At 65.0% G+C, this 20,880-nt stretch carries 20 protein-coding genes; 9 read left to right on the top strand and 11 right to left on the bottom strand.

All coding sequences use genetic code 11. The features are described 5' to 3' along the window. The first annotated feature begins 55 nt into the window (after positions 1–55). The 5 genes from BUA05_RS04695 to BUA05_RS04675 all read left to right on the top strand — a co-directional run bounded on the left by BUA05_RS04695 (position 56) and on the right by BUA05_RS04675 (position 4,252). Complete coding sequence (locus tag BUA05_RS04695) at positions 56–1,504, top strand: cytochrome ubiquinol oxidase subunit I (RefSeq protein WP_072673496.1); 1,449 nt, start codon at positions 56–58, stop codon at positions 1,502–1,504. Next, positions 1,504–2,499 (top strand): cytochrome d ubiquinol oxidase subunit II, encoded by a 996-nt coding sequence (gene cydB / locus BUA05_RS04690; protein WP_072673495.1) that lies wholly within the window; start codon positions 1,504–1,506, stop codon positions 2,497–2,499. The genes BUA05_RS04695 and cydB overlap by 1 nt, the downstream gene beginning before the upstream one ends. Before the next feature lie 34 nt (positions 2,500–2,533). Continuing rightward, positions 2,534–2,668 carry a DUF2474 domain-containing protein gene (locus BUA05_RS04685; RefSeq protein WP_072673494.1) on the top strand — a complete coding sequence of 45 codons (135 nt, stop codon included), beginning with the start codon at positions 2,534–2,536 and terminating at the stop codon, positions 2,666–2,668. Then, entirely contained in the window at positions 2,665–3,015 is a 351-nt protein-coding gene (locus BUA05_RS04680; RefSeq protein WP_072673533.1) for a thiol-disulfide oxidoreductase DCC family protein, read from the top strand. Before BUA05_RS04685 ends, BUA05_RS04680 begins: the two co-directional genes overlap by 4 nt. A gap of 70 nt (positions 3,016–3,085) precedes the next feature. After that, positions 3,086–4,252, top strand: a complete 1,167-nt coding sequence (locus BUA05_RS04675; RefSeq protein WP_072673493.1) for an alpha-hydroxy-acid oxidizing protein — start codon at positions 3,086–3,088, stop codon at positions 4,250–4,252. Positions 4,253–4,524: 272 nt separating this feature from the next. Here the strand turns inward: BUA05_RS04675 and BUA05_RS04670 are convergent, their stop codons facing one another. Next, complete coding sequence (locus BUA05_RS04670; protein WP_072673492.1) at positions 4,525–5,988, bottom strand: NAD-dependent succinate-semialdehyde dehydrogenase; 1,464 nt, start codon at positions 5,986–5,988, stop codon at positions 4,525–4,527. A gap of 94 nt (positions 5,989–6,082) precedes the next feature. On the opposite strand from BUA05_RS04670, the gene ald reads away from it, so the two are divergent. Continuing rightward, positions 6,083–7,168, top strand: a complete 1,086-nt coding sequence (gene ald, locus BUA05_RS04665) for an alanine dehydrogenase (RefSeq protein ID WP_072673491.1) — start codon at positions 6,083–6,085, stop codon at positions 7,166–7,168. Here ald and BUA05_RS04660 read toward each other — a convergent pair. The 9 genes from BUA05_RS04660 to tsaD form a co-directional block, all read right to left on the bottom strand. Beyond that, on the bottom strand, positions 7,165–8,175 hold the full coding sequence (locus tag BUA05_RS04660; RefSeq protein WP_072673490.1) for a fumarylacetoacetate hydrolase family protein: 1,011 nt from the start codon (positions 8,173–8,175) through the stop codon (positions 7,165–7,167). The two genes, ald and BUA05_RS04660, sit on opposite strands and share 4 nt — an antisense overlap. After that, positions 8,172–8,822: a maleylacetoacetate isomerase gene (gene maiA / locus BUA05_RS04655; RefSeq protein ID WP_072673489.1), complete on the bottom strand. Its 651-nt coding sequence runs from the start codon at positions 8,820–8,822 to the stop codon at positions 8,172–8,174. The genes BUA05_RS04660 and maiA overlap by 4 nt, the downstream gene beginning before the upstream one ends. Positions 8,823–8,997: 175 nt before the next feature. Then, positions 8,998–10,218, bottom strand: a complete 1,221-nt coding sequence (locus BUA05_RS04650) for an acyl-CoA dehydrogenase (RefSeq protein ID WP_086616491.1) — start codon at positions 10,216–10,218, stop codon at positions 8,998–9,000. A 78-nt stretch (positions 10,219–10,296) separates the two neighbouring features. Next, positions 10,297–10,653 carry an ANTAR domain-containing protein gene (locus BUA05_RS04645; RefSeq protein ID WP_072673488.1) on the bottom strand — a complete coding sequence of 119 codons (357 nt, stop codon included), beginning with the start codon at positions 10,651–10,653 and terminating at the stop codon, positions 10,297–10,299. Positions 10,654–10,728: 75 nt separating this feature from the next. After that, complete coding sequence (locus tag BUA05_RS04640) at positions 10,729–11,325, bottom strand: hypothetical protein (protein WP_072673487.1); 597 nt, start codon at positions 11,323–11,325, stop codon at positions 10,729–10,731. 114 nt (positions 11,326–11,439) lie between these two features. Continuing rightward, the gene (locus BUA05_RS04635; RefSeq protein WP_072673486.1) at positions 11,440–13,065 is read right to left on the bottom strand and encodes a vWA domain-containing protein; all 1,626 of its coding nucleotides are present in this window, start codon (positions 13,063–13,065) and stop codon (positions 11,440–11,442) included. A 74-nt stretch (positions 13,066–13,139) separates the two neighbouring features. Further along, on the bottom strand, positions 13,140–14,681 hold the full coding sequence (locus tag BUA05_RS04630; protein ID WP_072673485.1) for a lipopolysaccharide biosynthesis protein: 1,542 nt from the start codon (positions 14,679–14,681) through the stop codon (positions 13,140–13,142). Next, a complete protein-coding gene (locus tag BUA05_RS04625; RefSeq protein ID WP_072673484.1) occupies positions 14,678–15,712 on the bottom strand; it encodes an NAD(P)H-dependent glycerol-3-phosphate dehydrogenase in 1,035 nt (344 codons plus the stop codon). Before BUA05_RS04625 ends, BUA05_RS04630 begins: the two co-directional genes overlap by 4 nt. After that, positions 15,709–16,797 carry a tRNA (adenosine(37)-N6)-threonylcarbamoyltransferase complex transferase subunit TsaD gene (gene tsaD, locus BUA05_RS04620; protein WP_072673483.1) on the bottom strand — a complete coding sequence of 363 codons (1,089 nt, stop codon included), beginning with the start codon at positions 16,795–16,797 and terminating at the stop codon, positions 15,709–15,711. The genes BUA05_RS04625 and tsaD overlap by 4 nt, the downstream gene beginning before the upstream one ends. Positions 16,798–16,841: 44 nt before the next feature. Here tsaD and hemC point away from each other — a divergent pair, with 44 nt between their 5' ends. From hemC to BUA05_RS04605, 3 genes are all read left to right on the top strand, one after another. Then, positions 16,842–17,813 carry a hydroxymethylbilane synthase gene (hemC, locus tag BUA05_RS04615; RefSeq protein ID WP_072673482.1) on the top strand — a complete coding sequence of 324 codons (972 nt, stop codon included), beginning with the start codon at positions 16,842–16,844 and terminating at the stop codon, positions 17,811–17,813. A 2-nt stretch (positions 17,814–17,815) separates the two neighbouring features. After that, positions 17,816–18,526, top strand: coding sequence for a uroporphyrinogen-III synthase (locus tag BUA05_RS04610; RefSeq protein WP_072673481.1), 711 nt, complete (start codon positions 17,816–17,818; stop codon positions 18,524–18,526). Between the two features lie 108 nt (positions 18,527–18,634). Further along, positions 18,635–19,564 carry an MICOS complex subunit MIC60 gene (locus BUA05_RS04605; RefSeq protein ID WP_072673480.1) on the top strand — a complete coding sequence of 310 codons (930 nt, stop codon included), beginning with the start codon at positions 18,635–18,637 and terminating at the stop codon, positions 19,562–19,564. 104 nt (positions 19,565–19,668) lie between these two features. On the opposite strand, the gene BUA05_RS04600 is transcribed toward BUA05_RS04605, so the two are convergent. Beyond that, positions 19,669–20,835 carry an FAD-dependent monooxygenase gene (locus tag BUA05_RS04600; protein WP_084662472.1) on the bottom strand — a complete coding sequence of 389 codons (1,167 nt, stop codon included), beginning with the start codon at positions 20,833–20,835 and terminating at the stop codon, positions 19,669–19,671. Between the last annotated feature and the right edge of the window lie 45 nt (positions 20,836–20,880).

Genomic DNA, 20,880 nt, shown 5'->3' with positions numbered 1-20,880 from the left:
TATCCGGTGCAGCGATTGCAATTGATCGGTGCCGGCAAGGGATTAGCTGCTAGCCATGGAAAACCTCGACGCCCTCCTGCTCGCGCGGATCCAGTTCGCCTTTACCGTGAGCTTCCATTTCTTCTTTCCGGCCTTTTCCATCGGGTTGGCGAGCTATCTTGCTGTGCTCGAAGGGTTATGGCTGAAAACCGGCAAGGCGGTTTATCTCGACCTGTTCAAATATTGGCTCAAGATTTTCGCGATTGCGTTCGCGATGGGCGTCGTTTCGGGCATTGTCATGTCCTACCAGTTCGGCACGAACTGGTCGGTGTTCTCGGATGTCTCGGGCCCAATTCTGGGGCCGTTGATGGCTTATGAGGTGCTCACAGCCTTCTTCCTCGAAGCGGGCTTCCTTGGCGTCATGCTGTTCGGCATGAACAAGGTCGGCAAGAAACTGCACTATGCCGCAACCTTGATGGTGGCGCTGGGCACCTTTGTTTCGGCCTTCTGGATTCTGAGCGTGAACAGCTGGATGCAGACACCCACGGGCTATTTCCTCGCCGACAACGGGCAATATATGCCGGGCGACAGCTGGTGGGATATCGTGTTCAACCCCAGCTTCCCCTACCGCCTCGTCCACACGGTGATGGCGGCCTACCTCACCACAGCCTTCGTGGTTGGCGCTGTGGGGGCGTGGCACCTGCTCAAGGATCGCGCCAACCCGCATGCCCGCAAAATGTTTTCGATGGCGATGTGGATGGCGGCGATCGTCACGCCCTTGCAGATTTTCGCGGGCGACCTGCACGGTCTCAACACGCTTGAACATCAGCCCGCCAAGGTGATGGCGATGGAGGGGCATTTCGACAGCCACCCCGAAGGCGCCCCGCTGATCCTGTTCGGCATCCCCGACAGCGAGGCCAAGACGGTGCGTTACGCCATCGAGATCCCCAAGGCGTCTTCGCTGATCCTCAAGCATGACTGGAACGCACCGCTGGCAGGTCTCGACACCATCCCCGATGACGAGGAACCGCCGGTGGGCATGGTGTTCTGGAGCTTCCGGATCATGGTCGGCATCGGCTTTGCGATGCTGGGCATTGGCCTGTGGAGCCTGTGGGGACGGGTGCGGGGCAGGCTGTATGACATGCCCATGCTCCACCGCGCCGCTGTACTGATGGGGCCAAGCGGGTTTGCTGCCGTGCTGGCAGGATGGATCACCACCGAAGTCGGCCGCCAGCCCTATGTCATTTACGGCCTGCTGCGCACCGCTGACGCGGCCAGTCCGCTGGATGCGCCTGCCGTCGCGGCATCGCTGCTGGCCTTCATCCTCGTCTATTTCACCGTCTTCGGCATCGGCGTGTGGTACATCCTCAAGCTGATGGGCAAGCCGCCGCACGCGGGCGAATACGGGGTTAAACGCGGGGATACCGGCCCGATCCGCACCGCCGGGATCACGCCTGGGCCGGCCCAGAATCCGGGCGGCGAGGAAGCCCTGCCCTCGACCAAGCCGGAAAGGGAGCAGGTGTGATGGATCTGACCGTCATCTGGGCCTTCATCATCGCCTTTGCCGTGTTCGCCTATGTGGTGATGGACGGGTTTGACCTTGGCATCGGCATCCTGTTTCCGACCTTTGCCGTCGGGCGCGAGCGGGACCGGGCGATGAATTCGATCGCGCCGGTGTGGGACGGGAATGAAACCTGGCTGGTGCTGGGCGGGGGCGGCCTGTTTGCTGCCTTTCCGCTCGCCTATGCGGTGATTTTGCCCGCGACCTATCCGCTGATCATCGCCATGCTGCTGGGCCTTGTGTTTCGCGGCGTGGCGTTTGAATACCGCTGGCGCGATCCGGCGCACCGGGCGTTCTGGGACGCAGCCTTCACCGGCGGATCGCTGGTCGCTGCGCTGGCGCAGGGAATGACGCTGGGCGCTTTGCTGCAAGGGATCGAGGTGGTGGACCGCGCCTATGCCGGAAGCTGGTTCGACTGGTTCACGCCTTATACCCTACTAACCGGGCTGGGCACCGTGGCGGGCTATGCGCTGCTGGGCGGCACATGGCTGATCTGGAAGCTGGATGGCGAAGAGCAGGCCCACGCGAGGCGGCTGGCGGTGCGCGCCGGGATTGCCACCATCGTGCTGATGGGCGCGGTGAGCCTGTATAATATCGGGCTCAAGCCGGAATATGCCGCCCGCTGGCTGACCGCGCCGGAAGTCTACTGGGTCGCGCCGGTGCCGATCGTGACTGCGATTGTGGCGGTGTCGATGCTGCGGGCGATCCTGAAAGACCGCAATTCCAAGCCATTCTGGCTGGGGATCGCGCTGTTCTTCCTCGGCATGAGCGGGCTTGGGGTGACGATCTGGCCCTATGTTGTGCCTCCTGGCGTGACCATCTGGGATGCCGCCGCACCCGAACGCAGCCAGATCTTCATGCTGGTGGGCGTGGCGATCACCATGCCGCTGATCATCGGCTACACCGTCTGGGCCTATTGGGTGTTCCGCGGCAAGGTGGCGGATGAAGGGTATCATTGATGTCCTCAAGCAGCGCAGCGGTAGGACACAAGTAATGCTGGCACCGCCTGAGATGGAGCCGGAGAAGCCGCTGTGGCAGCGCCTCTTGTGGATGGCGGGCATCTGGGCGGCGAGCGTCGCGGTGCTGGGCGTGGTCGCCTATGTCATCCGCCTGTGGATCGCGCCTTGAGCGCACCGGTCAAGGTCTGGTTCGACGGTGCCTGCCCGCTGTGCCGCCGCGAAATCGCGCTGATGCAGCGGCTGGACCGGCGCGGGGCGATTGCCTTCGTCGATGTGGCAGATGACGCCGACCCATCCTGCCCGATCGACCGCACCACGCTGCTCGCGCGATTCCACGCCGAAGAGGATGGCATTGTCCACGATGGCGCGGCGGCCTTTGCGGCGATGTGGCGGGCGATCCCGGTTCTGCGTCCGCTCGGGTTGGCGGCGCGCAATGGTGCGGTGCTACGTGTGCTGGAAGCCGCCTATCTGCAATTCCTCAAGGTTCGGCCCCGGCTGCAGCGGTTCTTCGCCTAGAAAACGCTTGCCCTGCATCGCTGCATCGTCTGAATTCCGTTTCGAAGATAGACGGGAGAAACCAGACGCCATGACCTATTTCGGCGCGATGCAGAACGAAATCTACAATGCCGGGCTGAAGGGCATTCTGCCCACCTGGCCGGTCGATTTCGCCACACTCGAACAGCGCGCGCACGAAGCGCTCGGGCCGAGCCTCACCAGTTATGTCGCGGGCGGCTGCGGGGACGAGCACACGCAGGATCAGAACGCCGCCGCCTTCCACCACTGGGGCATGGTGCCGCGCATGATGGTCGATTGTTCGGAGCGCGATCTGTCGATCGAGCTGTTCGGGCACAGGTATCCGTCCCCGCTGTTCATGGCCCCCATCGGCCTGAACGGAGAAGCCTCGCAGGATCGTCACGGCGACATGGCCGCTGCCCGCGCTTCGGCGCTGACAGGGGTGCCGTTCTGCGCCTCGACGCTGGCGAATGACCCTCTGGAGGATGTGAAGGCGGCCTGCGGCGATACGCCCGCGTGGTTCCAGCTCTACACGCCGCGCAACCGTGAACTGGCGACCAGTCTGATCCGCCGCGCCGAGGAGGCGGGTTACAAGGCGCTGGTGGTGACGCTCGATACGTGGGTGACAGGCTGGCGCCCGCGCGACCTCAACGCGTCGAACTTCCCGCAGCTGCGCGGCAAGGTCTTGCAGAACTACTTCACCGATCCGGTGTTCCGCTCGCTGCTGACGAGGCCCCCCGAGGAGGACCCGGCAGCAGCGATCTTCACCTGGGCGGCGACATTCGGGCAGGTGCTGACATGGGATGACATGGAATGGTTCAAGTCGGTGACCAAGCTGCCGATTGTCCTCAAGGGCATCTGCCACCCCGACGATGCGCGCCGCGCGGTCGATTGCGGGGCGGATGCGGTTTATTGTTCCAACCACGGCGGGCGGCAGGCCAATGGCGGGATTGCCACCATTGATCTGCTGGAGGACGTGGTGAAAGCCGCGGGCAACACCCCGGTGCTGTTTGACAGTGGAATCCGGTCAGGCACCGATGCGGTCAAGGCGCTGGCGCTGGGGGCGCGGGCTGTGGGCGTGGGTCGGCCCTATACCTACGGCTTGGCGCTTGGCGGTGCAGAAGGTGCCGCGTGGGTGCTGCGATCAATCCTTGCTGAAGCCGACCTTCTGATGGCTGTTAACGGTTATCCGACCCTTGCAGATGTACGAAAAGCCGGCGCACGGAGGACCGATCGGTAATCGCTCTGCGCGCAAGTGTGTTAACCAAGTTTGCGCTACGTTTTCCACAGTTTTTCTGTTAATGTGTCCTTATAACAAAAGCGAATCGGGGACGTGATCAATGGCAAGACCAACTATCTGGTCCAGTGGGCCGGATCCCATGCAGCGCACTGTCTGCATTCAGGACGAACATTCGCGCCGTGCGCGCTATGGCCGCATCCAGCCGATGCAACGCCGCCAGTCTCTGCTTTCGCGGATCGCCAGCCTGATCGATTGATGGCAGCGGGCAAGCGTCAGCCGCCCGACCTCGCCATCATCACCAGCTTGGTGTCGGTGAAGGCAAGATAGCCTTCCTCGCCGCCTTCCGATCCAAAACCGCTGTCGCCCACCCCGCCGAATGGTGTTTCGGGTGATGAGACGATCAGCTGGTTGATTCCCACCATCCCGGCGCGCAAGGCCCGGCCAAGGTAATGCGCCTCGTCAAGATCGCCGCTGAAGGCATAGGCGGCCAATCCGTAACGCAGGCCATTGGCGATCCGCACTGCATCCTCGATCGTGTCATAGGGGACGATCCCGGCAATCGGGCCAAAGGGTTCTTCGGTCATGAAGCGGCTGTCGGGCGCGGGGTTGGCGATAACGGTCGGCTGGAAGAAGAAGCCCCCACCTGAACCGATCCCCTGAATGGCCGAACCGCCTGTCACCACTTCGCCGCGATTGCCGCCGGCATCGGCCACCACTGCTTCCATCGCCGCGATCCGGCGACCATGGGCAAGCGGCCCCATGTCAACGCTGTCATCCGCGCCCGGATCGCCGACTTTCAGCTTGCCGGCCTGTTCGGCAAATTCGGCGACGAACCGGTCGTAGATCGCCTTGTCGACCAGAAACCGCGTCGGCGACACGCAGACCTGCCCGGCATTGCGGAACTTGGTGGCAGCACACATCGCCACCGCACGATCAAGGTCGGCGTGGCGGCTGACAATCACTGGGGCGTGGCCGCCAAGCTCGGGGGTAAACCGCTTCATGTGGCTCGCCGCCAGCGCGCCCAACTGCTTGCCCACCGCGGTCGATCCGGTGAAGCTGACCTTGCGGGTGGCAGGCGCGGCGATCAGGTGTTCGGACACCGGGCCGGGATCACCATAGACCAGGTTCAGCACGCCTTTCGGCAGCCCTGCATCGACGAAACATTCGACCAGCAACTGCGCCGAAGCCGGGGTGTTCTCCGCCGGTTTCAGGATCGCGGTGCAGCCCGCCGCCAGCGCGCCTGCGATCTTTTTGCCCGGCAGGTTGACCGGGAAGTTCCACGGGGTGAGCAGCACGCTTGGGCCAATCGGTTCGTGCGTAACCATCTGCGCGATCAGCTGCCCTCCTCGGGCCGGGATCAGCCGGCCGCCCTTGCGCTTGGCCTCCTCGCCGAGGAAGTCGGTCACATCGGCAAGCCCGGTAATCTCGCCCACCGCCTGTGCGTGCGGCTTGCCCATTTCGGCGGTGATGATGCGGGCGATGGCAGGCGCACGTTCGCGCAGCAAATCGGCCGCGCGCCGCAGAATGGCGTAACGTTCCGCGCCGGGCGTGTGGCTCCACCCGGCAAAGGCATCATCCGCCGCCTTGAGCGCCGCGTCGAGCTGTGCCGGCCCCGCCTTGGGACATTGCCCAATGGTCGCGCCCGTCGCCGGGTTCACCACCGCCATGCTTCCCGCCTCGCCGGTCTCGATCCACTGGCCGTCGATCAGCATCCTGAGGGCGGGGTAGGCTGTCATGAGAGGCTCCTGAGTTTGAATCGACCTTGCGCGATATTGTAATTATATTGCGCATACTGTAGCGGCATTTCGGCTGCATCGCGAGGAGAGAATCATGCTGGTCGGCGTTCCCAAGGAAATCAAACCGAGTGAATTTCGCGTCGGCCTTACCCCCGAAGCGGTGCGCGAATATGTCGCCGCCGGGCATTCCGTCATCGTCCAGACCGGGGCCGGGCTGGGCATCGACAAGGATGATGATATCTACCGCAGGGCCGGGGCCGAAGTGGTCGGCACCGCCGCCGAAGTCTTCGCCCGCGCCGATATGGTGGTGAAGGTCAAGGAACCGCAGCCCGGCGAATGGGTGCAACTGCGCGAAGGGCAGATCCTGTTTACCTATCTCCACCTCGCGCCCGATCCCGATCAGGCGAAGGGTCTGATGGCATCGGGCGTTTCCGCCATCGCCTATGAAACCGTGACCGGGCCGGGTGGCGGATTGCCGCTGCTGGCACCTATGAGCGAAGTCGCCGGGCGGCTGGCAATCGAGGCGGGCGCGCAGGCCCTGCGCGCCAGCAATGGCGGGCGCGGCACGTTGATGGGTGGGGTGCCGGGCGTGCTGCCGGCGCGGGTCGTGGTGCTGGGCGGCGGGGTGGTCGGCACGCAAGCCGCGCGCATGGCGGTGGGACTGGGTGCGAGCGTCGAGATCTTCGACCGTTCGCTGCCGCGCCTGCGCCAATTGGACGAGATGTTCCAGGGCCGCGCCATCACCCGCTTTTCGACCGCGGGCACGATCGAGCAGGCGGTGGCGCAGGCCGATGTGGTGATCGGCGCGGTGCTGATCCCGGGGGCCAGCGCGCCGCACCTTGTGACCCGCGCGATGCTGCCCGACATGAAGAACCGCGCGGTGCTGGTCGATGTCGCGATCGATCAGGGCGGCTGTTTCGAAACGTCGCATCCCACCACCCATGAAAACCCGACCTACGAAGTCGACGGGATCATCCATTACTGCGTTGCCAACATGCCCGGCGCGGTGCCGCTGACCAGTTCCTATGCGCTCAACAACGCGACCTTGCCGTTCGGCCTTGCGCTGGCGAACAAGGGGCTGAAGGCGTGCGAGGATGACCCGCATCTCGCCCTCGGCCTCAATGTCCATCAGGGCCGGATCGCCAATGCAGCGGTGGCCGAGAGCCTCGGTTTTTCCTAAACCCCTGCCACCTCCTGCTCGATCGCGCCGAAGATCGAGTGGTTGTTATTATCGCGCATTTCGATCCGGACCGTATCGCCAATCTGCATGAACGGCGTTGTCGGCTGACCATCGCGGATGGTCTCGATCATCCGGATTTCGGCGATACAGGAATAGCCCGCGCCGCCATCTGCCACCGGCGTGCCGGCGCCGCCATCCGCGCCCTTGTTCGAGACCGTGCCGGTGCCGATCACCGTGCCTGCACCAAGGTTGCGGGTCTTGGCAGCGTGGGCGACCAGTTGCGCAAGGTTGAAGGTCGCATCCTGCCCGGCATTGGCGCGGCCAAAGGGTGCGCCGTTGAGGTCGACCATCAGCGGCAGGTGGATAAGGCTGTCCGCCCACGCCTCGCCCAGTTCATCCGGCGTCACCGCCACGGGTGAAAAGGCGCTGGCCGGCTTGGACTGGAAGAAGCCGAAGCCCTTTTCCAGTTCGGCCGGGATCAGCCCGCGCAAGGACACATCATTGACCAGCATCAGCAGCTTGATGTGGCCCGCCGCATCCTCTGCCGAAACGCCCATCGGCACATCATCGGTGATGCACGCAATCTCGCCCTCCATGTCGCAACCCCATGCCACATCGCCCAGCGGGATGCTGGCGCGCGGCGGCAGGAAGCTGTCCGATCCGCCCTGATACATCAGCGGGTCGTGATAGAAGCTGCCCGGCACCTTGGCCCCGCGTGCCTGCCGGACCAGTTCGACATGGTTGATATAGGCGCTGCCATCGGCCCATTGATAGGCGCGCGGCAGGGGGGAATGGGCCTGGCGTTCGTGGAACCGCTCGCACGGCACGGTTTCATGTTCGACATCGCGCGCGAGCACTTCGAGTTCGGGCGCGACCCGCTCCCAGTTGTCGAGCGCGTATTGCAGTGTCGGCGCGATGTATCCGGCGGCGCAGCAGCGGGTAAGGTCTTTCGACACCACCACCAGCTTGCCATCGCGGGTGCCGTTGTTGAGGGTTGCGAGTTTCATTGCGGTTTTCTCTCCGGGGAATCTTGTTGATTATCTGGGTGTGCGCGCTCGAAGGCGGGCAGCGCAAGGCAGGCCGCTTCAATCCGGGTCAGGTGCGGGCTGGCCGACAGGTCGTAAGCGAACCGTCGCGCATTGTAGAGCTGCGGGACCAGCACCACTTCGAAAAGGCCGGGCGCATCGCCGTGGAGGAAATCGCCCGCATCTAGCTGCGCCAGCCGCGCTTCGACCGGCACCAGCGTGCGGGCGAGCCAGTGGCGATACCACGTATCGATTTCGTCCTGCGTGTGGCCGAGCGGGTCTTTCAGGTATTTCAGCACTGGCAGGTTGTTGATCGCGTGAATCTCGGTTGCGATTGCATAGGCCAGTTCGCGCATTGTGTAGCGCGCCTCAAGGTCTTGCGGCAGCAGCGGCGGGACGGGATAGGCCTCGTCCAACCATTCCAGCAGCGCCATCGACTGCGCCCGGTCGCGCCCGTCCGCCTCCAGCATGGGGAGCGATCCGAAGGGGTTGCGCTGCGTGAAACCTTCGTCCTTGTTCTCGGCGGTGACGAGATTGACGGGGATGTTCTCGAACGCCAGCCCCTTCAGATTGAGCGCAATCCTGAGCCGATAGGAGGTCGAACTGCGGAAGTAGCCGTAGAGCTTCATTCCGGTGTCCCCGCAAGGCTGTAGGAGACACATGTTACACTGTCCAGGAAGCGAAAACCGGCCCCCATGCGCGCGCCTTTGATAACAGGTGCGAGGGCAGGGAATTTGCGGCGCTGCATGGTGTAATGATGGCACCGCCCGGCGCTGTAGGACAGGGGCGAAATCATGACGCGCATCAGAACGCCGCAATCCCTGTAATCGCGCGGCCCAAAATCAGCGCGTGGACATCATGCGTGCCTTCATAGGTGTTGACCGTTTCGAGGTTCACGGCGTGGCGGATCACCTGATATTCTTCCGAAATGCCGTTCCCGCCATGCATGTCGCGCGAGGCCCGCGCGATATCGAGCGCCTTGCCGACATTGTTGCGCTTGACGATCGAGATCATGTCGGGGGCGAACCGCCCCTCGTCGATCAACCGGCCCACGCGCAAGCTCGCCTGCAGGCCCAGCGCAATGTCGCTCATCATGTCGGCGAGTTTCTTCTGGAACAGCTGCGTGCCTGCCAGCGGGCGGCCGAACTGGTGACGATCGAGGCCATATTGGCGCGCGGCGGCAAGGCAGAATTCCGCCGCCCCCATCGCGCCCCACGAAATGCCGTAGCGTGCGCGGTTGAGGCAGCCGAACGGGCCTTTGAGCCCCTCCACATTGGGCAGCAGCGCGGATGCAGGCACGCGCACCTCGTCCATCACGATCATCCCGGTGGTCGAGGCGCGCAGGGAAATTTTGCCCTTGATTTTGGGCGCGGAAAGCCCGGCCATGCCCTTTTCCAGCACGAAGCCGCGGATCGCGCCGCCATGTTCTTCGCTCTTGGCCCAGACCACGAAGACATCGGCGAAGGGGGCGTTGGAAATCCACGTCTTGCTGCCGGAGATGACGTAATCATCACCATCCTTGCGGGCGAAGCTTTTCATCCCCGAAGGATCGCTGCCCGCGTCAGGTTCAGTGAGGCCAAAGCAGCCGATCAATTCCCCGCTGGCAAGGCCGGGGAGATATTTGCGGCGCTGTTCGTCCGAGCCATAGGCATTGATCGGATGCATAACGAGGCTGGATTGCACGCTCGCCATCGAACGATACCCGCTGTCCACCCGCTCGATCTCGCGCGCGATCAACCCATAGGCGACATAGCCCGCGCCCGCGCCGCCGAATTCTTCAGGGATGGTCGCGCCCAGCAGCCCGGCCTTGCCCATCAGCGGGAACAGTTCGGGCGCGTCTGTTTCTTCGCGGAAAGCGTCGATCACGCGCGGCTGCAATTCGCTTTGCGCAAAGCCACGGGCGGCGTCGCGGATCATCCGCTCTTCTTCGCTGAGCTGGCTTTCAAGGTCGAACGGGTCGTCCCACCTGAACGGCGCGATGCCGCTTTTGCCCGATGCGCTTGTCGGTGCCGGGGTGCCATGCATGGCGTTGCTCCTGCTTGTCTTGTTGGCCAATGCCTTCGCAGGCTTGCAAGCCCAGAGCAAGGGGCCGCGCCCGCCCGTTCAGCAGGTCGCCAGCATCCGGCCCACCGCATCAAGCAGCGCCGCCGGCGGGCAGGGCTTGGCCACCGCAATCGCGCGCGGAAAGCGGGCGGCGATTTCTTCGCGCTCGGCCAGTTCGGAATGGAGGATCACCGGCACATTATCGTCGATCAGCGTCTGCGCCAGTTCATAGGTCAGCCCGTCAATCAGCTCGATATCAAGGATCGCAAGATCGGGCTTTATCTTCTGGCAAGCCAGCATCGCCGAGGAAATCCCGGCATGCGGGCCTTCGATCTCGTAACCCGCCTCTGCAAAAGTATCGCACAGGTCGGAGGCGGTGATCAATTCGTCTTCGGCCACCAATATTCGCAAGGCCATCCGCCCTCTCCCCGTGTCAGCGACTCCCCAATGACAGGAGCGTAACACGGATTGGACGTAAAGTTTGCTTGAATATTATCCATTCCGGCCGAATTTTTCGATGAAGCCGGCCTCGTCATGCGCGGCGAGCAATTGGGCCTGTTCAACCCATTGGTCGCGCGTGATGCGGCCCTTGAACCGGCCAAGCTGGCCATCGACCCGTTCGATATCGGCTGCTTGCCACACCGCGATCTGGGCATAGGACGTGACGCTGAGTTCGCCCAGAAGTGCCACCAGTTTGGGGCCAACCCCCTTGATGCGCGAAAGATCATCCGCGGCAGGGGCCGGTGCGCTTGCGGGCGCTTTGGGCGGCGCGGCGGTGGTGGGCACCACTTGCGGCCCGGCCTCGGCATCGGTGCCGAGCGGCGCGGCGGCCACCGCCTGGGCGTTGGCGGCGGCGGAAACCGGGGCTTGTGCCGGTGTCGTCGCGGCCGGTGCGGCATCGATCAGCGCCTGATTGCGCTGCGCCCGTTCGGCCCCTTCGTCGAGCACGTCGCGGCGCAGCGCGGGTGCGGACTGGTCGTCAACCACCTTGGCCTTGCGGCTGATCCGCACCAGCATCCACAGGCCAAGGACGAAAAGCGCAAGGCCGAGCAAAATCAGCGGAAGCGAGACAGACGGATCGAGAGACATGACAGGGCAAACTCCAACGGGAATCAGATAGGGCTGCCGCTCTAGCAGCCGATGGCGCTTCTGCCCAAGTCCGTTGATGACCTGTAATATTGGCCTGAAGTTCCGATGCGGGTGTCAGCCGCCCTTCATGCTGGCCGCCAGCGCAGTCAGCTGGAGGAATTCCTGCCGCCAGAAATTGTCCTGCCCCGATTCGGTGCGATCCCCTGCAAGACTGCCGATTTCCGCGAAGCCGAAGCCCATCATCATGTCGTCCCCGCGCAGCACCTGCCCAAAGGCGGCAACGGCGGCGGCGAAGGCGAAATCGCCGGATGGCGCGGCGGCTGATCTGAGCGCGGCAGACGGCACCGCCTGTTCGATCAGCTTCGACCTGTCGCCATCGGGCAGCTTGTAGCGCAGCTTGACATTGGCGGCTTCGGCCAGCCGCGCCGTGGCGGCGGCTTGCGGCGCATCCTCGTAGCGGCGGGGAGCGATCCAGCCCTTGCCGCCCACCGGCACCACTTCGTAAAGCGCGGTGACCTGATGGCCTGCGCCGATATCGCCGGCATCGACCCGGTCATTGTCGAAATCTTCCTCGCGCAAGCTCCGGTTTTCATAGCCGACAAGGCGGTACTGGCTGATCACAGCGGGGTTGAATTCGACCTGGATCTTCACATCCCTGGCGATGGTGAACAGGGTGGAGCTCATTTCATCGCCCAACACCTTTTTCGCTTCCAATGCGCTGTCGATGTAGAAGTAATTGCCGTTCCCGTGATTGGCGATCTGCTCCATCATCGCTTCGTTGAAATTGCCCTGACCAAAGCCGAGCGTGGTCAGCGTGATGCCGCTATCGCGCTTTTTCTCGATCAGTTCGATCAGCGCGCTGGTGTTCGACACGCCGACATTGAAATCGCCATCTGTGGCAAGGATCACGCGGTTGACGCCGCCCTTGATGAAGTTGTCCTCGGCGATGTTGTAGGCCAGCGCGATCCCCGCGCCGCCCGCCGTCGATCCGCCCGCATTGAGGCTTTCCAATGCGCGGCGGATCTTCCCGGTGTCATTGGTGGGTTCCAGCACCATGCCCGCAGCCCCGGCATAGACGACGATCGACACCTTGTCCTGCGGCGACAATTCTCCTGCCAGCCCGGCAAGCGCGGTCTTGACCAGTGGCAGCTTGTCGGCGGCGTTCATCGATCCCGACACATCCATCAGAAACACCAGATTGGCAGGCGGGCGTTCAGCGCGCTCGATATCATAACCGCGCAGGCCGATGCGCATCAGGTACGTGCCATCGTTCCACGGGGTCTTGGCGACATCGGTCGTCACCGTGAAGGGCTGGCTGCGATCCTCGGGCCTCGCATAATCATAGCGGAAATAGTTGATCATCTCCTCGGTCCGCACCGCGTCCTGGGGTGGCATCATGCCTTGCGTCAGGAACCGGCGGGTGTTGGCATAGGCCCCGGTATCGACATCGACGCTGAAGGTGGAGACCGGCTCTGCCTGCGTCAGTTTGACGGGCGAGACTTCCTTGCCGTCATATTGCTCGCGGCCCGGATCGGTGGCGACCATCACGGGCGGGGCGAAATAGGCGCTTTCGGCCATCACGGTATCGTTGCGGATGCGCAGGCCTTTGGCGGCAGTCATTTCCGGGACAGCCGCGACCGAAGGTGGCGGGGGTGGCGGCGGCGCGGCGTTCTCCTGCCCGGCACAGCCTGCGACCAATGCGGCGAGCGCCGCCATTCCTGCCCAATGCATCACTTTCATCGCGTCTCTCCCCGCAATCAGCCCGGGGTCAGAAATCGATTCGCAGCCGTGAATAGCGACTGAACGCCCGCAGCTTACGGCGCAGCGCTATCGGGCGGGGGGGCGACCTGCTTGCGGAACAGGACCTTGTCCTCCTCGCCGAAGCCGCGCCGCCAGATCACCAGCGCATAGGTGCCGAGCACGGCGGGAATGCCGAACACCAGTTCGATCCATTCGGGCAGGAAGGTGAAGGCATAGCCCACCACCACCGCGGCGCCTGCGGCATGGACCAGCGGCCAGCGCCAGTTCGACACGGCTGCGCCCAGCAGGTGTTTGAGCAGCAGCGCCTTGACGAGGCTCGATACCGCCAGCGCGATCATCAGCGCGCCTGCCGCACCTGCCGCCTGATAGCCTTCGCCCAGCCCGGCATTCCTGACCGCGATGATCAGCGCGATCGTCAAGCCCGCCTGCAATGCGATCACCCCGACCGAAATAGCCAGATTGCGCTTGCGGGCGATGTAGACCAGCACGCTTTCGGATACGACCGCCATCGATGCGACCACCTCTGCCGCCAGCAGGAAGGCGAGCGCAGCCGTGCCCGCGACATAATCCGGCCCCCACAGGCCCATCACGGCCTCGCCCGGCAGGCCCAGCACCAGCGCGATGCCCAATTGCAAGGCAATGATCCAGAACCCCACCTGCCGCACCTGCGCGGCGATGGCACCCATGTTGCCGATCCGCAGGTTCTTGGTGATGACGGGGGACAGGATCGGTTCGAAACTGGTCTTCAGTTTCTGCGGCAGCGATGCGATCTGCTGCGCGGCGTAATAGATGCCGACAGCTTGCGGCGGCGCGAACAGGCCGAGGATGAAGATGTCGAGCAGCCGCGTGCCGCGTTCAATCGCGTCGGCCCCCACCAGCGGGAAGGCGCGGGTGGACATCGCCAGCATGGCGCGCAGGCGCGGCGTCCAGTTGCGCGGCAGGCCATAGGTGCGCAGGAACGGCCAGGCCGCTGTCAGCAAGCCGGCATAGATCGAAGCAATGAAGGCCAGCGCCAGCCCCGCATCGCGGGTGCCCGGCAGGTAGAAGAACACCCCCGCCGCGATCGAGATCGTCCACGGTTCGACAATCGCCCGCGCGCGCACCGTGGTGGCGATATCAAAGCGATATGCCTGCGCGGCGAGCAGGATTTCGGTGACCGCAAAAGCCGGGATCGTCGCGACCAGCCAGATATCCCATGCGCTGTTGGTGCCGTTGGGAAACATCGGTTCGGGAAAGGCCAGCAACAGCAGGGCGGCTGCACCCGAATAGATCAGCGCCAGCGCGATGCCATCATAGACAAGGTTCGCCTCCGCGCTGCGATCTTCGCCCGCGCCTTCGGACAGGCGCTGTGCCAGCCCGCGCTTTTCGCCCAGCGAACAGATCAGCGCGATAATCTCGATCAGCACCATGGCTGAGGCAAAACGCCCCAGCGCCTCGGCCCCGTAAAGGCGCGTGGCGATAACGAGGAAGGGGATGCGCGCCACCAGCCGGATGGCAAAGCCCATGGTGTTGGTGCGCCCGCCCTTGGCCAGCGTGGCAAGGTCATCGCCGCCCTTTTCGGGTGCGGGGGCGCTGTCGGCCTGGGGCTGGCTCACGCGTCCTGTTCTTTCTCGGGGTCTTCCCGTTCGGCCTTGAGCGGACGGGACAGCAGTTCGGCCACCACCTTCCCCGCGCTCTCGCCGCCAAGGATGGCGTTGACGGCAGCGACAATCGGCATGGCAATGCCGCGCGTCTCTGCCAGTCCGGCCAGCACCGGGGCGGTGTGCGCGCCTTCGGCCACGGTGCGGCGGTCAGCCATCAGCGCGGCTGCGGACGCACCTTCGCCAAGCGCCTTGCCGAGCGAGAAATTGCGGCTGGAGGTCGATGAACAGGTCAGCACCAGATCGCCCAGCCCGCACAGGCCCGCCAGCGTCTCCGCCTGCGCGCCCAGCGCCTCGCCAAAGCGCAGCATCTCGGAAAACCCGCGCGCGATCAGCGCGGCGCGGGCGTTCTGGCCGAGGCCGAGGCCTTCCACCACCCCGCAGGCAATCGCGAGCACATTCTTGACCGCGCCGCCGATCTCCGCGCCGGTCAGGTCGTCGGAATAATAGGGCCGGAAGGCAGGCCGGGCGATGGCAGGGGCGATCCGGTGCCACTGTTCCAGCCCGCCCCCGCAGGCGAGCGTCACGGCAGTCGGCAGGCCGGCGGCGACTTCATGCGCAAATGTCGGCCCGGACAGCACGGCGATGGCGCTTTGCGGGCAGGCTTCGCGCGCCACATCGTTCATCAGCCGGCCGGTGCCTGCCTCGATCCCCTTGGAACACAGCACCACATCGCGCGGGCTGCGGGGCAGCCCGGCCAGCACCCGGCCCAGCACCTGCGCCGGGGTGACCGCGAGGATGATGTCGAGCGCGCCGAAATCGCCAAGCTCGCCGGTTGCGCGGATGCTGGGCGCCAGTATCGCAGACGGCAGATAAAGCGGGTTGCGGTGCCGGGTGTTGATCGCGTCCACCACTTCGGGCTCATAGGCCCACAGCAGCACATCGCGGCCATCACTGGCGAGCATCTGCGCCAGCGCCGTGCCCCATGCGCCTGCACCGATGACGCCGATGGTTTCGCGCCTGTCCTGAGCTTGTTGAGGGATCATCCCTTCACTCCCGCCCCGCGCACCTTGCCTGCGTCCGGATCGAGCGGCCAGCGCGGGCGGGCCACGAAATCGAGAGGATCGCCTGCGAAATCCGAACTTGCAAGCGCCAACCGCTCGTATCCCGCCCATGCGATCATCGCGGCATTATCCGTGCACAGCGCCAGCGGAGGGGCGACAAAACGCATCGCGTGCTTCGCCGCCAGCCATTCCAGCGCGCTGCGCACGGTCTGGTTCGCGGCGACCCCGCCTGCAACCACCAGCGCCGGAAACGGGCCCGCGCCTGCCAGCGCCAGTTCCAGCCGATCAATCAGGCAATCCACCGCCGCCTGCTGGAAACTGGCAGCAATATCGGCAGGCTGGTGCTTGCCGCTGTCCACCGCGCGCAGCACCGCGCTTTTGAGGCCAGCGAAGGAGAAGTGCGGCTCTGCCGAACCTTTCATCGGGCGGGGCAGGGGGACGGCGGTCGGATTACCCTGTAACGCCAGCCGCTCCACCGCAGGCCCGCCGGGATAGCCCAGCCCGATCAGCTTGGCGGTCTTGTCGAAGGCCTCGCCCAGCGCATCGTCGATGGTGGTGGCAAGGCGGCGATATTGCCCCACGCCTTCGACGGCGAGGATCTGGCAATGCCCGCCCGACACCAGCAGCAGGAGGTAGGGAAAGGCAAGGTCCGCGTCTGCCAGACGGGGTGAAAGCGCGTGGCCTTCAAGGTGATTGATCGCCAGCAGGGGTTTGTCCGATGCCATCGCCAGCGCCTTGGCACTGACGAGGCCCACCATCACCCCGCCGATCAGCCCCGGCCCGGCGGTGGCAGCAATCGCATCGACATCGTCCAGCGTCATTCCAGCCTCGGCCATGACCTTTGCCAGCATCGGTGCGAGCCGTTCGGCATGGGCGCGCGCGGCGATTTCCGGCACCACCCCGCCATAGGGCGCGTGTTCGGCTTCCTGACTGGCGATGGCTTGCGCAATGATCGTGCGATCCCCGCGCACCAGCGCCACCGCCGTCTCGTCACAGCTCGATTCGATGCCCAGGATAACGGGTCTGGGCACGACTGCCGCTTCAGATGTGTGTGTGAGCGAACCCATGGCGCTTCCATCTAGTCTGTATGGCCGCTAGGGCAAGCATAGCCATGAACGAAGCATCACGAACCACGCCCCGCATCCGTCTGGGCACCCGCAATTCCCCTTTGGCAATGGCGCAGGCGGTGGAAACCGCTGCGCGTCTGTGCGCGGCCCACGGCTGGACGGAAGGCGCGGTCGAACTGGTCCCGGTGCTCGCCAGCGGGGACAAGGTGCTTGACCGGCCCCTGTCCGAAATCGGCGGCAAGGCGCTGTGGACCAAGGAACTGGATCAATGGCTGGGCGAAGGGCGGATCGATGCCTCGGTCCATTCGGCCAAGGATGTCGAGACAATCCGGCCAAGCGAATTCCACTTCCCCGCCTTCCTCCCGCGTGCCGACCGGCGCGATAGTCTGGTCGGCGCGGCCAGCATCGCCGCGATTCCGCATGGCGCGATTGTCGGCACCAGCGCGCCGCGCCGCGCTTCGCAGCTTTTGAACCTGCGGCCCGATTGCAAGGTCGTGACCTTTCGCGGCAATGTCGCCACGCGGCTCGGCAAGCTGGAGGCGGGCGAGGCCGACGTGACCTTCCTTGCCGCTGCCGGGCTGGAACGGCTGGGGCAGAGCGCGGTCGGCCATCCTCTGGGTCAGGATGAATGGATCCCCGCCGCAGCCCAGGGCGTGATCGCGATCGAATGCCTCGCTGCCAATGCGCAAGTCACCGCGCTGCTGGCCGCGATCGACCATGCGCCCACCCGCGCCGAGCTGGAGGCGGAGCGCGCCCTGCTCGCGGAACTGGGCGGCACCTGCCATTCGCCGGTTGCGGTATTGTGCCAAACCGGGGACGGCGAACCTGCCCGGAGCCGGCTTTCCATGCGCGCCGCATTGTTCAGCCCCGATGGCACCGAACGGATCGAAGGCACTGCCGATTTTGCGCCGGGCGATCATGCCCCCGTGCGCGCGCTGGCGGCAGACCTGCTGGCCCGCGCCACGCCCGGCATCGCCCCGCATTTCCGCGCCCAGAATCTCCAGAATGGCGGGTGAGGATGCAGATCCTCGCGCTCAGGCCCGAACCGGGGTTGTCCGCGACCCTTGATAAAGCGCGGGCAAAGGGGCTTGCGATCACCGGACATGCCTTGTCGGCAATCCGCCCCGTTGCATGGCGATGCCCCGATCCGGCCCAGTTTGACAGTCTGCTGATCGGCAGCGCCAATGCCTTTCTGCATGGCGGGGAGAACCTCGACAGGCTGAAGCACAAGCCGGTTTTCGCGGTTGGCGAGGCGACCGCCGAGGCCGCGCGCGCGGCGGGCTTTGCCGTGGCGCAGGTGGGCAGCGGCGGATTGCAGGGCGTGCTGGATGCGATTGTCCCACCCCGCCACATGCTGCGCATCGCCGGAGAGGAACACATGCCGCTGGCCCCGTCCCAAGGGGTAAGCTTCGATACGGTGATCGCCTATCGCAGCGTGGCCCTGCCGCTTGATCCCGCTGCGCCAATGCTGGCGAACGGGGCGGCGCTGGTGCTGCTCCATTCGGCGGCGACAGCGCGGCATTTTGCCGCCGAGTGCGACCGGCTGGGACTGGCGCGCACGGGTCTGGCGCTCGCCGCGCTTGGCCCGCGCATTGCCAGCGCAGCGGGCAAGGGCTGGCGCGCTGTCCACACCGCGCCGCGCCCCGATGAAGCCGCCCTGTTGGATTTGGTGTTTGACTTGTGCCAAGAGGGAGGCTCCATTCCCGTCGCTCCTGCCGGGACGCCGTAAGCGCGGCCGTGGCATGGTGGGGACAGTTCCTGATAGGATGGGCTCCGGCAGGGCAGGCCCCAATGGGACAGGCCCAACGGGACAGATAAGGTCGCAGAACGGATTCTGATGGAATCGAAATATACAAGCCGCCGCAAACCTTCCTCGGGCCGGGGATTGTTGCTGGCCGTGCTGGCTGCCTTCATTGCCGGTGGTATACTGGTGGGCTGGGTGGTGTGGTACAATTTCCAGCCCGAACGCAACGGCGCCCCGCGCCCCGATCCCGTGGTCGCCGTCGAAGCGGGGGAGGGAGCTGCGGCCCTGACCGAAGCGGGGTCTTCGCCTGCGCCCACGCCGCTGGCCGATGCGATCAAGGCTGAAAATGCCGAACAGGCGGTTGAAGCGGTGACCCGCGTGGCCGAACAGCAAGGCGGGCTGGATCAACGCCTCGCCGCCGCCGAACAGCGGCTCACCCAGCTTGATCTGCAGGCCCAGGCGGCGGCGGGCAATGCCGCGCGTGCGGAAAGCCTGCTGATCGCCTTTGCCACCCGCCGCGCGGTCGAACGCGGGGCCGAACTGGGCTATCTTGCCGATCAGTTGCGGCTGCGGTTTGGCGATCAATGGCCCAATGCGGTGGCGAGCATCATCGATTTTTCGCGCGATCCGATCCGGCTGGATGGGCTGGTCGCGCGGCTTGAAGGGCTGGGGCCGAGCCTGCGCGAAAGCAATGATGGCCCGTCGTGGGAGGCTTTCCAGCGCGAGCTGGGCCAGTTGTTCGTGTTCCGGCGTGAAAGCACCCCCTCGCCGCAGCCGCAGCGACGGCTGGAACGCGCACGCTGGGCGCTCGAACAGGGGCGCTATCAGAACGCGATCGACGAAGTGAAAGGGATGCCCGGCGCGGCCAAGGCCGAAAGCTGGATCAAGGATGCCGAACGCTACGCCAAGGCGATGGAAGCGCTGGAAGTGATCGAAACTGCCGCCGTGCTCGACCAGCGCGGCCTGCGCGACGGGGCCGGCAATCGGGTGCGGCAATTGAGCAGCCCGCTGGTGCTGCCTTAGTTTGGCAATTGCGCTGATGCGGGAGGCCTGCGCAGCCCAAGGTGACATGCAAACAGACCAATACCAGCGCGCCAAGATGCTGACGCGTCACGCGCTGGAGATGCTCAAGCCCGCAAGATCGCCGGCAGATCGCCCGATACGCCGCGCGCCTCGTCCATGAAGAAATCCTTGAGCATCGGGGTGCGCTGCACCGCCGCCATGCCCAGCCGCCGCACGGCGGATGCGGCCCTGCCCGGCACGCCGAACAATCGGGTCAACCCGTCGGTCGCCAACGCCACCATGAAACTGTCGAGCCCGCGCCATGTCTCGTAGCGCTTGAGCAGTTCCGGATCGCCCGGATCAAGCCCCAGTCGCGCGCCGTCCGCCAGCACTTCGACCAGTGCACCGACATCGCGCAGGCCAAGGTTCAGGCCCTGACCGGCGATCGGGTGGATCCCATGCGCCGAATCCCCGATCAGCGCGAGCCGTTCGCCCGTGATCTTGGCGGTGTGGTGGAAGCCCAGCGGCCATGACGAGCGGTGGCCGACAGTCTGCACCTTGCCCAGCACCCCGCCCATGCGTTTTTCCACCTCGGCAAGGAACGCCCGGTCGCCCAGCTTCATCACGCCCGCGCCATCCGCCTCCGACACGGTCCACACGAGGGATGACCGGTGGGTGCCGTCGGCATCATCGTTCAGCGGCAGCAGCGCAAACGGCCCTGCGGGATAGAAGATTTCCCACGCGACATTACCGTGCGGTTTTTCATGGGTCAGCCCGGCAATGATCGCGCGGTGCTTGTAATCCCACTTGGCCATGGTGATTCCGGCAGCGTCACGGGTCGGCGACTGGCGGCCTTCGGCGGCGATCATCAAGCGGCCCTTCAGCTTGACGCCGCCTTCCAGCACCGCGGCAACACCATATTCGCTGCGCTGGCGTTCAATCACCTTGGCCTTGGCCACCCAGTGGATCAGCGGTTCCTGCGCCGCAGCCTCGAACAGGGCGAGGCGCAGGCGGCGGTTGGGGAACATCCGCCCCAGCGTGCCGCCATCCGCGCCGGGCTGGAAATCGAGCCGGCCGGGCTTGTTCTGATCGGTCACGGCGATGCTGGCGATATCGCAGGCGAATTGTTCGAGGCCTTCCGCAATCCCGATATTTTCGAACAGGTGCCAGCTTGCGGTGGAAATCGCGGTGGCGCGGTCATCAAAACCTTCGGCGGTCAGTTCCGCCGGATCGGCGCGGTCGATCACGTGGCTCGACAGGCCCTTCTTCGCCGCCGCCAGCGCGAGGGTCATGCCGACCAAGCCTCCGCCAAGGATCACCAGGTCGCGCGTTTCAAT

This window comes from Erythrobacter sanguineus (assembly GCF_900143235.1).
In the GTDB taxonomy this organism is placed as follows: domain Bacteria; phylum Pseudomonadota; class Alphaproteobacteria; order Sphingomonadales; family Sphingomonadaceae; genus Erythrobacter; species Erythrobacter sanguineus.
The sequence above is the reverse complement of the archived record's forward strand: the minus strand, read 5'-3'. Positions and strand labels throughout refer to the sequence as shown.

Bases quoted from the DNA above. Each gene is read 5' to 3' on its own strand.
- BUA05_RS04675 (WP_072673493.1), top strand. From the start codon at position 3,086: ATGACCTATTTCGGCGCGATGCAGAACGAAATCTACAATGCCGGGCTG.
- BUA05_RS04670 (WP_072673492.1), bottom strand. From the start codon at position 5,988: ATGACAGCCTACCCCGCCCTCAGGATGCTGATCGACGGCCAGTGGATC.
- BUA05_RS04605 (WP_072673480.1), top strand. From the start codon at position 18,635: ATGGAATCGAAATATACAAGCCGCCGCAAACCTTCCTCGGGCCGGGGA.
- BUA05_RS04600 (WP_084662472.1), bottom strand. From the start codon at position 20,835: ATGACCCTCGCGCTGGCGGCGGCGAAGAAGGGCCTGTCGAGCCACGTG.
- BUA05_RS04640 (WP_072673487.1), bottom strand. From the start codon at position 11,325: ATGTCTCTCGATCCGTCTGTCTCGCTTCCGCTGATTTTGCTCGGCCTT.
- BUA05_RS04650 (WP_086616491.1), bottom strand. From the start codon at position 10,218: ATGCATGGCACCCCGGCACCGACAAGCGCATCGGGCAAAAGCGGCATC.
- BUA05_RS04685 (WP_072673494.1), top strand. From the start codon at position 2,534: ATGCTGGCACCGCCTGAGATGGAGCCGGAGAAGCCGCTGTGGCAGCGC.
- BUA05_RS04695 (WP_072673496.1), top strand. From the start codon at position 56: ATGGAAAACCTCGACGCCCTCCTGCTCGCGCGGATCCAGTTCGCCTTT.
- hemC (WP_072673482.1), top strand. From the start codon at position 16,842: ATGAACGAAGCATCACGAACCACGCCCCGCATCCGTCTGGGCACCCGC.
- BUA05_RS04610 (WP_072673481.1), top strand. From the start codon at position 17,816: ATGCAGATCCTCGCGCTCAGGCCCGAACCGGGGTTGTCCGCGACCCTT.
- BUA05_RS04660 (WP_072673490.1), bottom strand. From the start codon at position 8,175: ATGAAACTCGCAACCCTCAACAACGGCACCCGCGATGGCAAGCTGGTG.
- tsaD (WP_072673483.1), bottom strand. From the start codon at position 16,797: ATGGGTTCGCTCACACACACATCTGAAGCGGCAGTCGTGCCCAGACCC.
- BUA05_RS04635 (WP_072673486.1), bottom strand. From the start codon at position 13,065: ATGAAAGTGATGCATTGGGCAGGAATGGCGGCGCTCGCCGCATTGGTC.
- cydB (WP_072673495.1), top strand. From the start codon at position 1,504: ATGGATCTGACCGTCATCTGGGCCTTCATCATCGCCTTTGCCGTGTTC.
- ald (WP_072673491.1), top strand. From the start codon at position 6,083: ATGCTGGTCGGCGTTCCCAAGGAAATCAAACCGAGTGAATTTCGCGTC.
- maiA (WP_072673489.1), bottom strand. From the start codon at position 8,822: ATGAAGCTCTACGGCTACTTCCGCAGTTCGACCTCCTATCGGCTCAGG.
- BUA05_RS04625 (WP_072673484.1), bottom strand. From the start codon at position 15,712: ATGATCCCTCAACAAGCTCAGGACAGGCGCGAAACCATCGGCGTCATC.
- BUA05_RS04645 (WP_072673488.1), bottom strand. From the start codon at position 10,653: ATGGCCTTGCGAATATTGGTGGCCGAAGACGAATTGATCACCGCCTCC.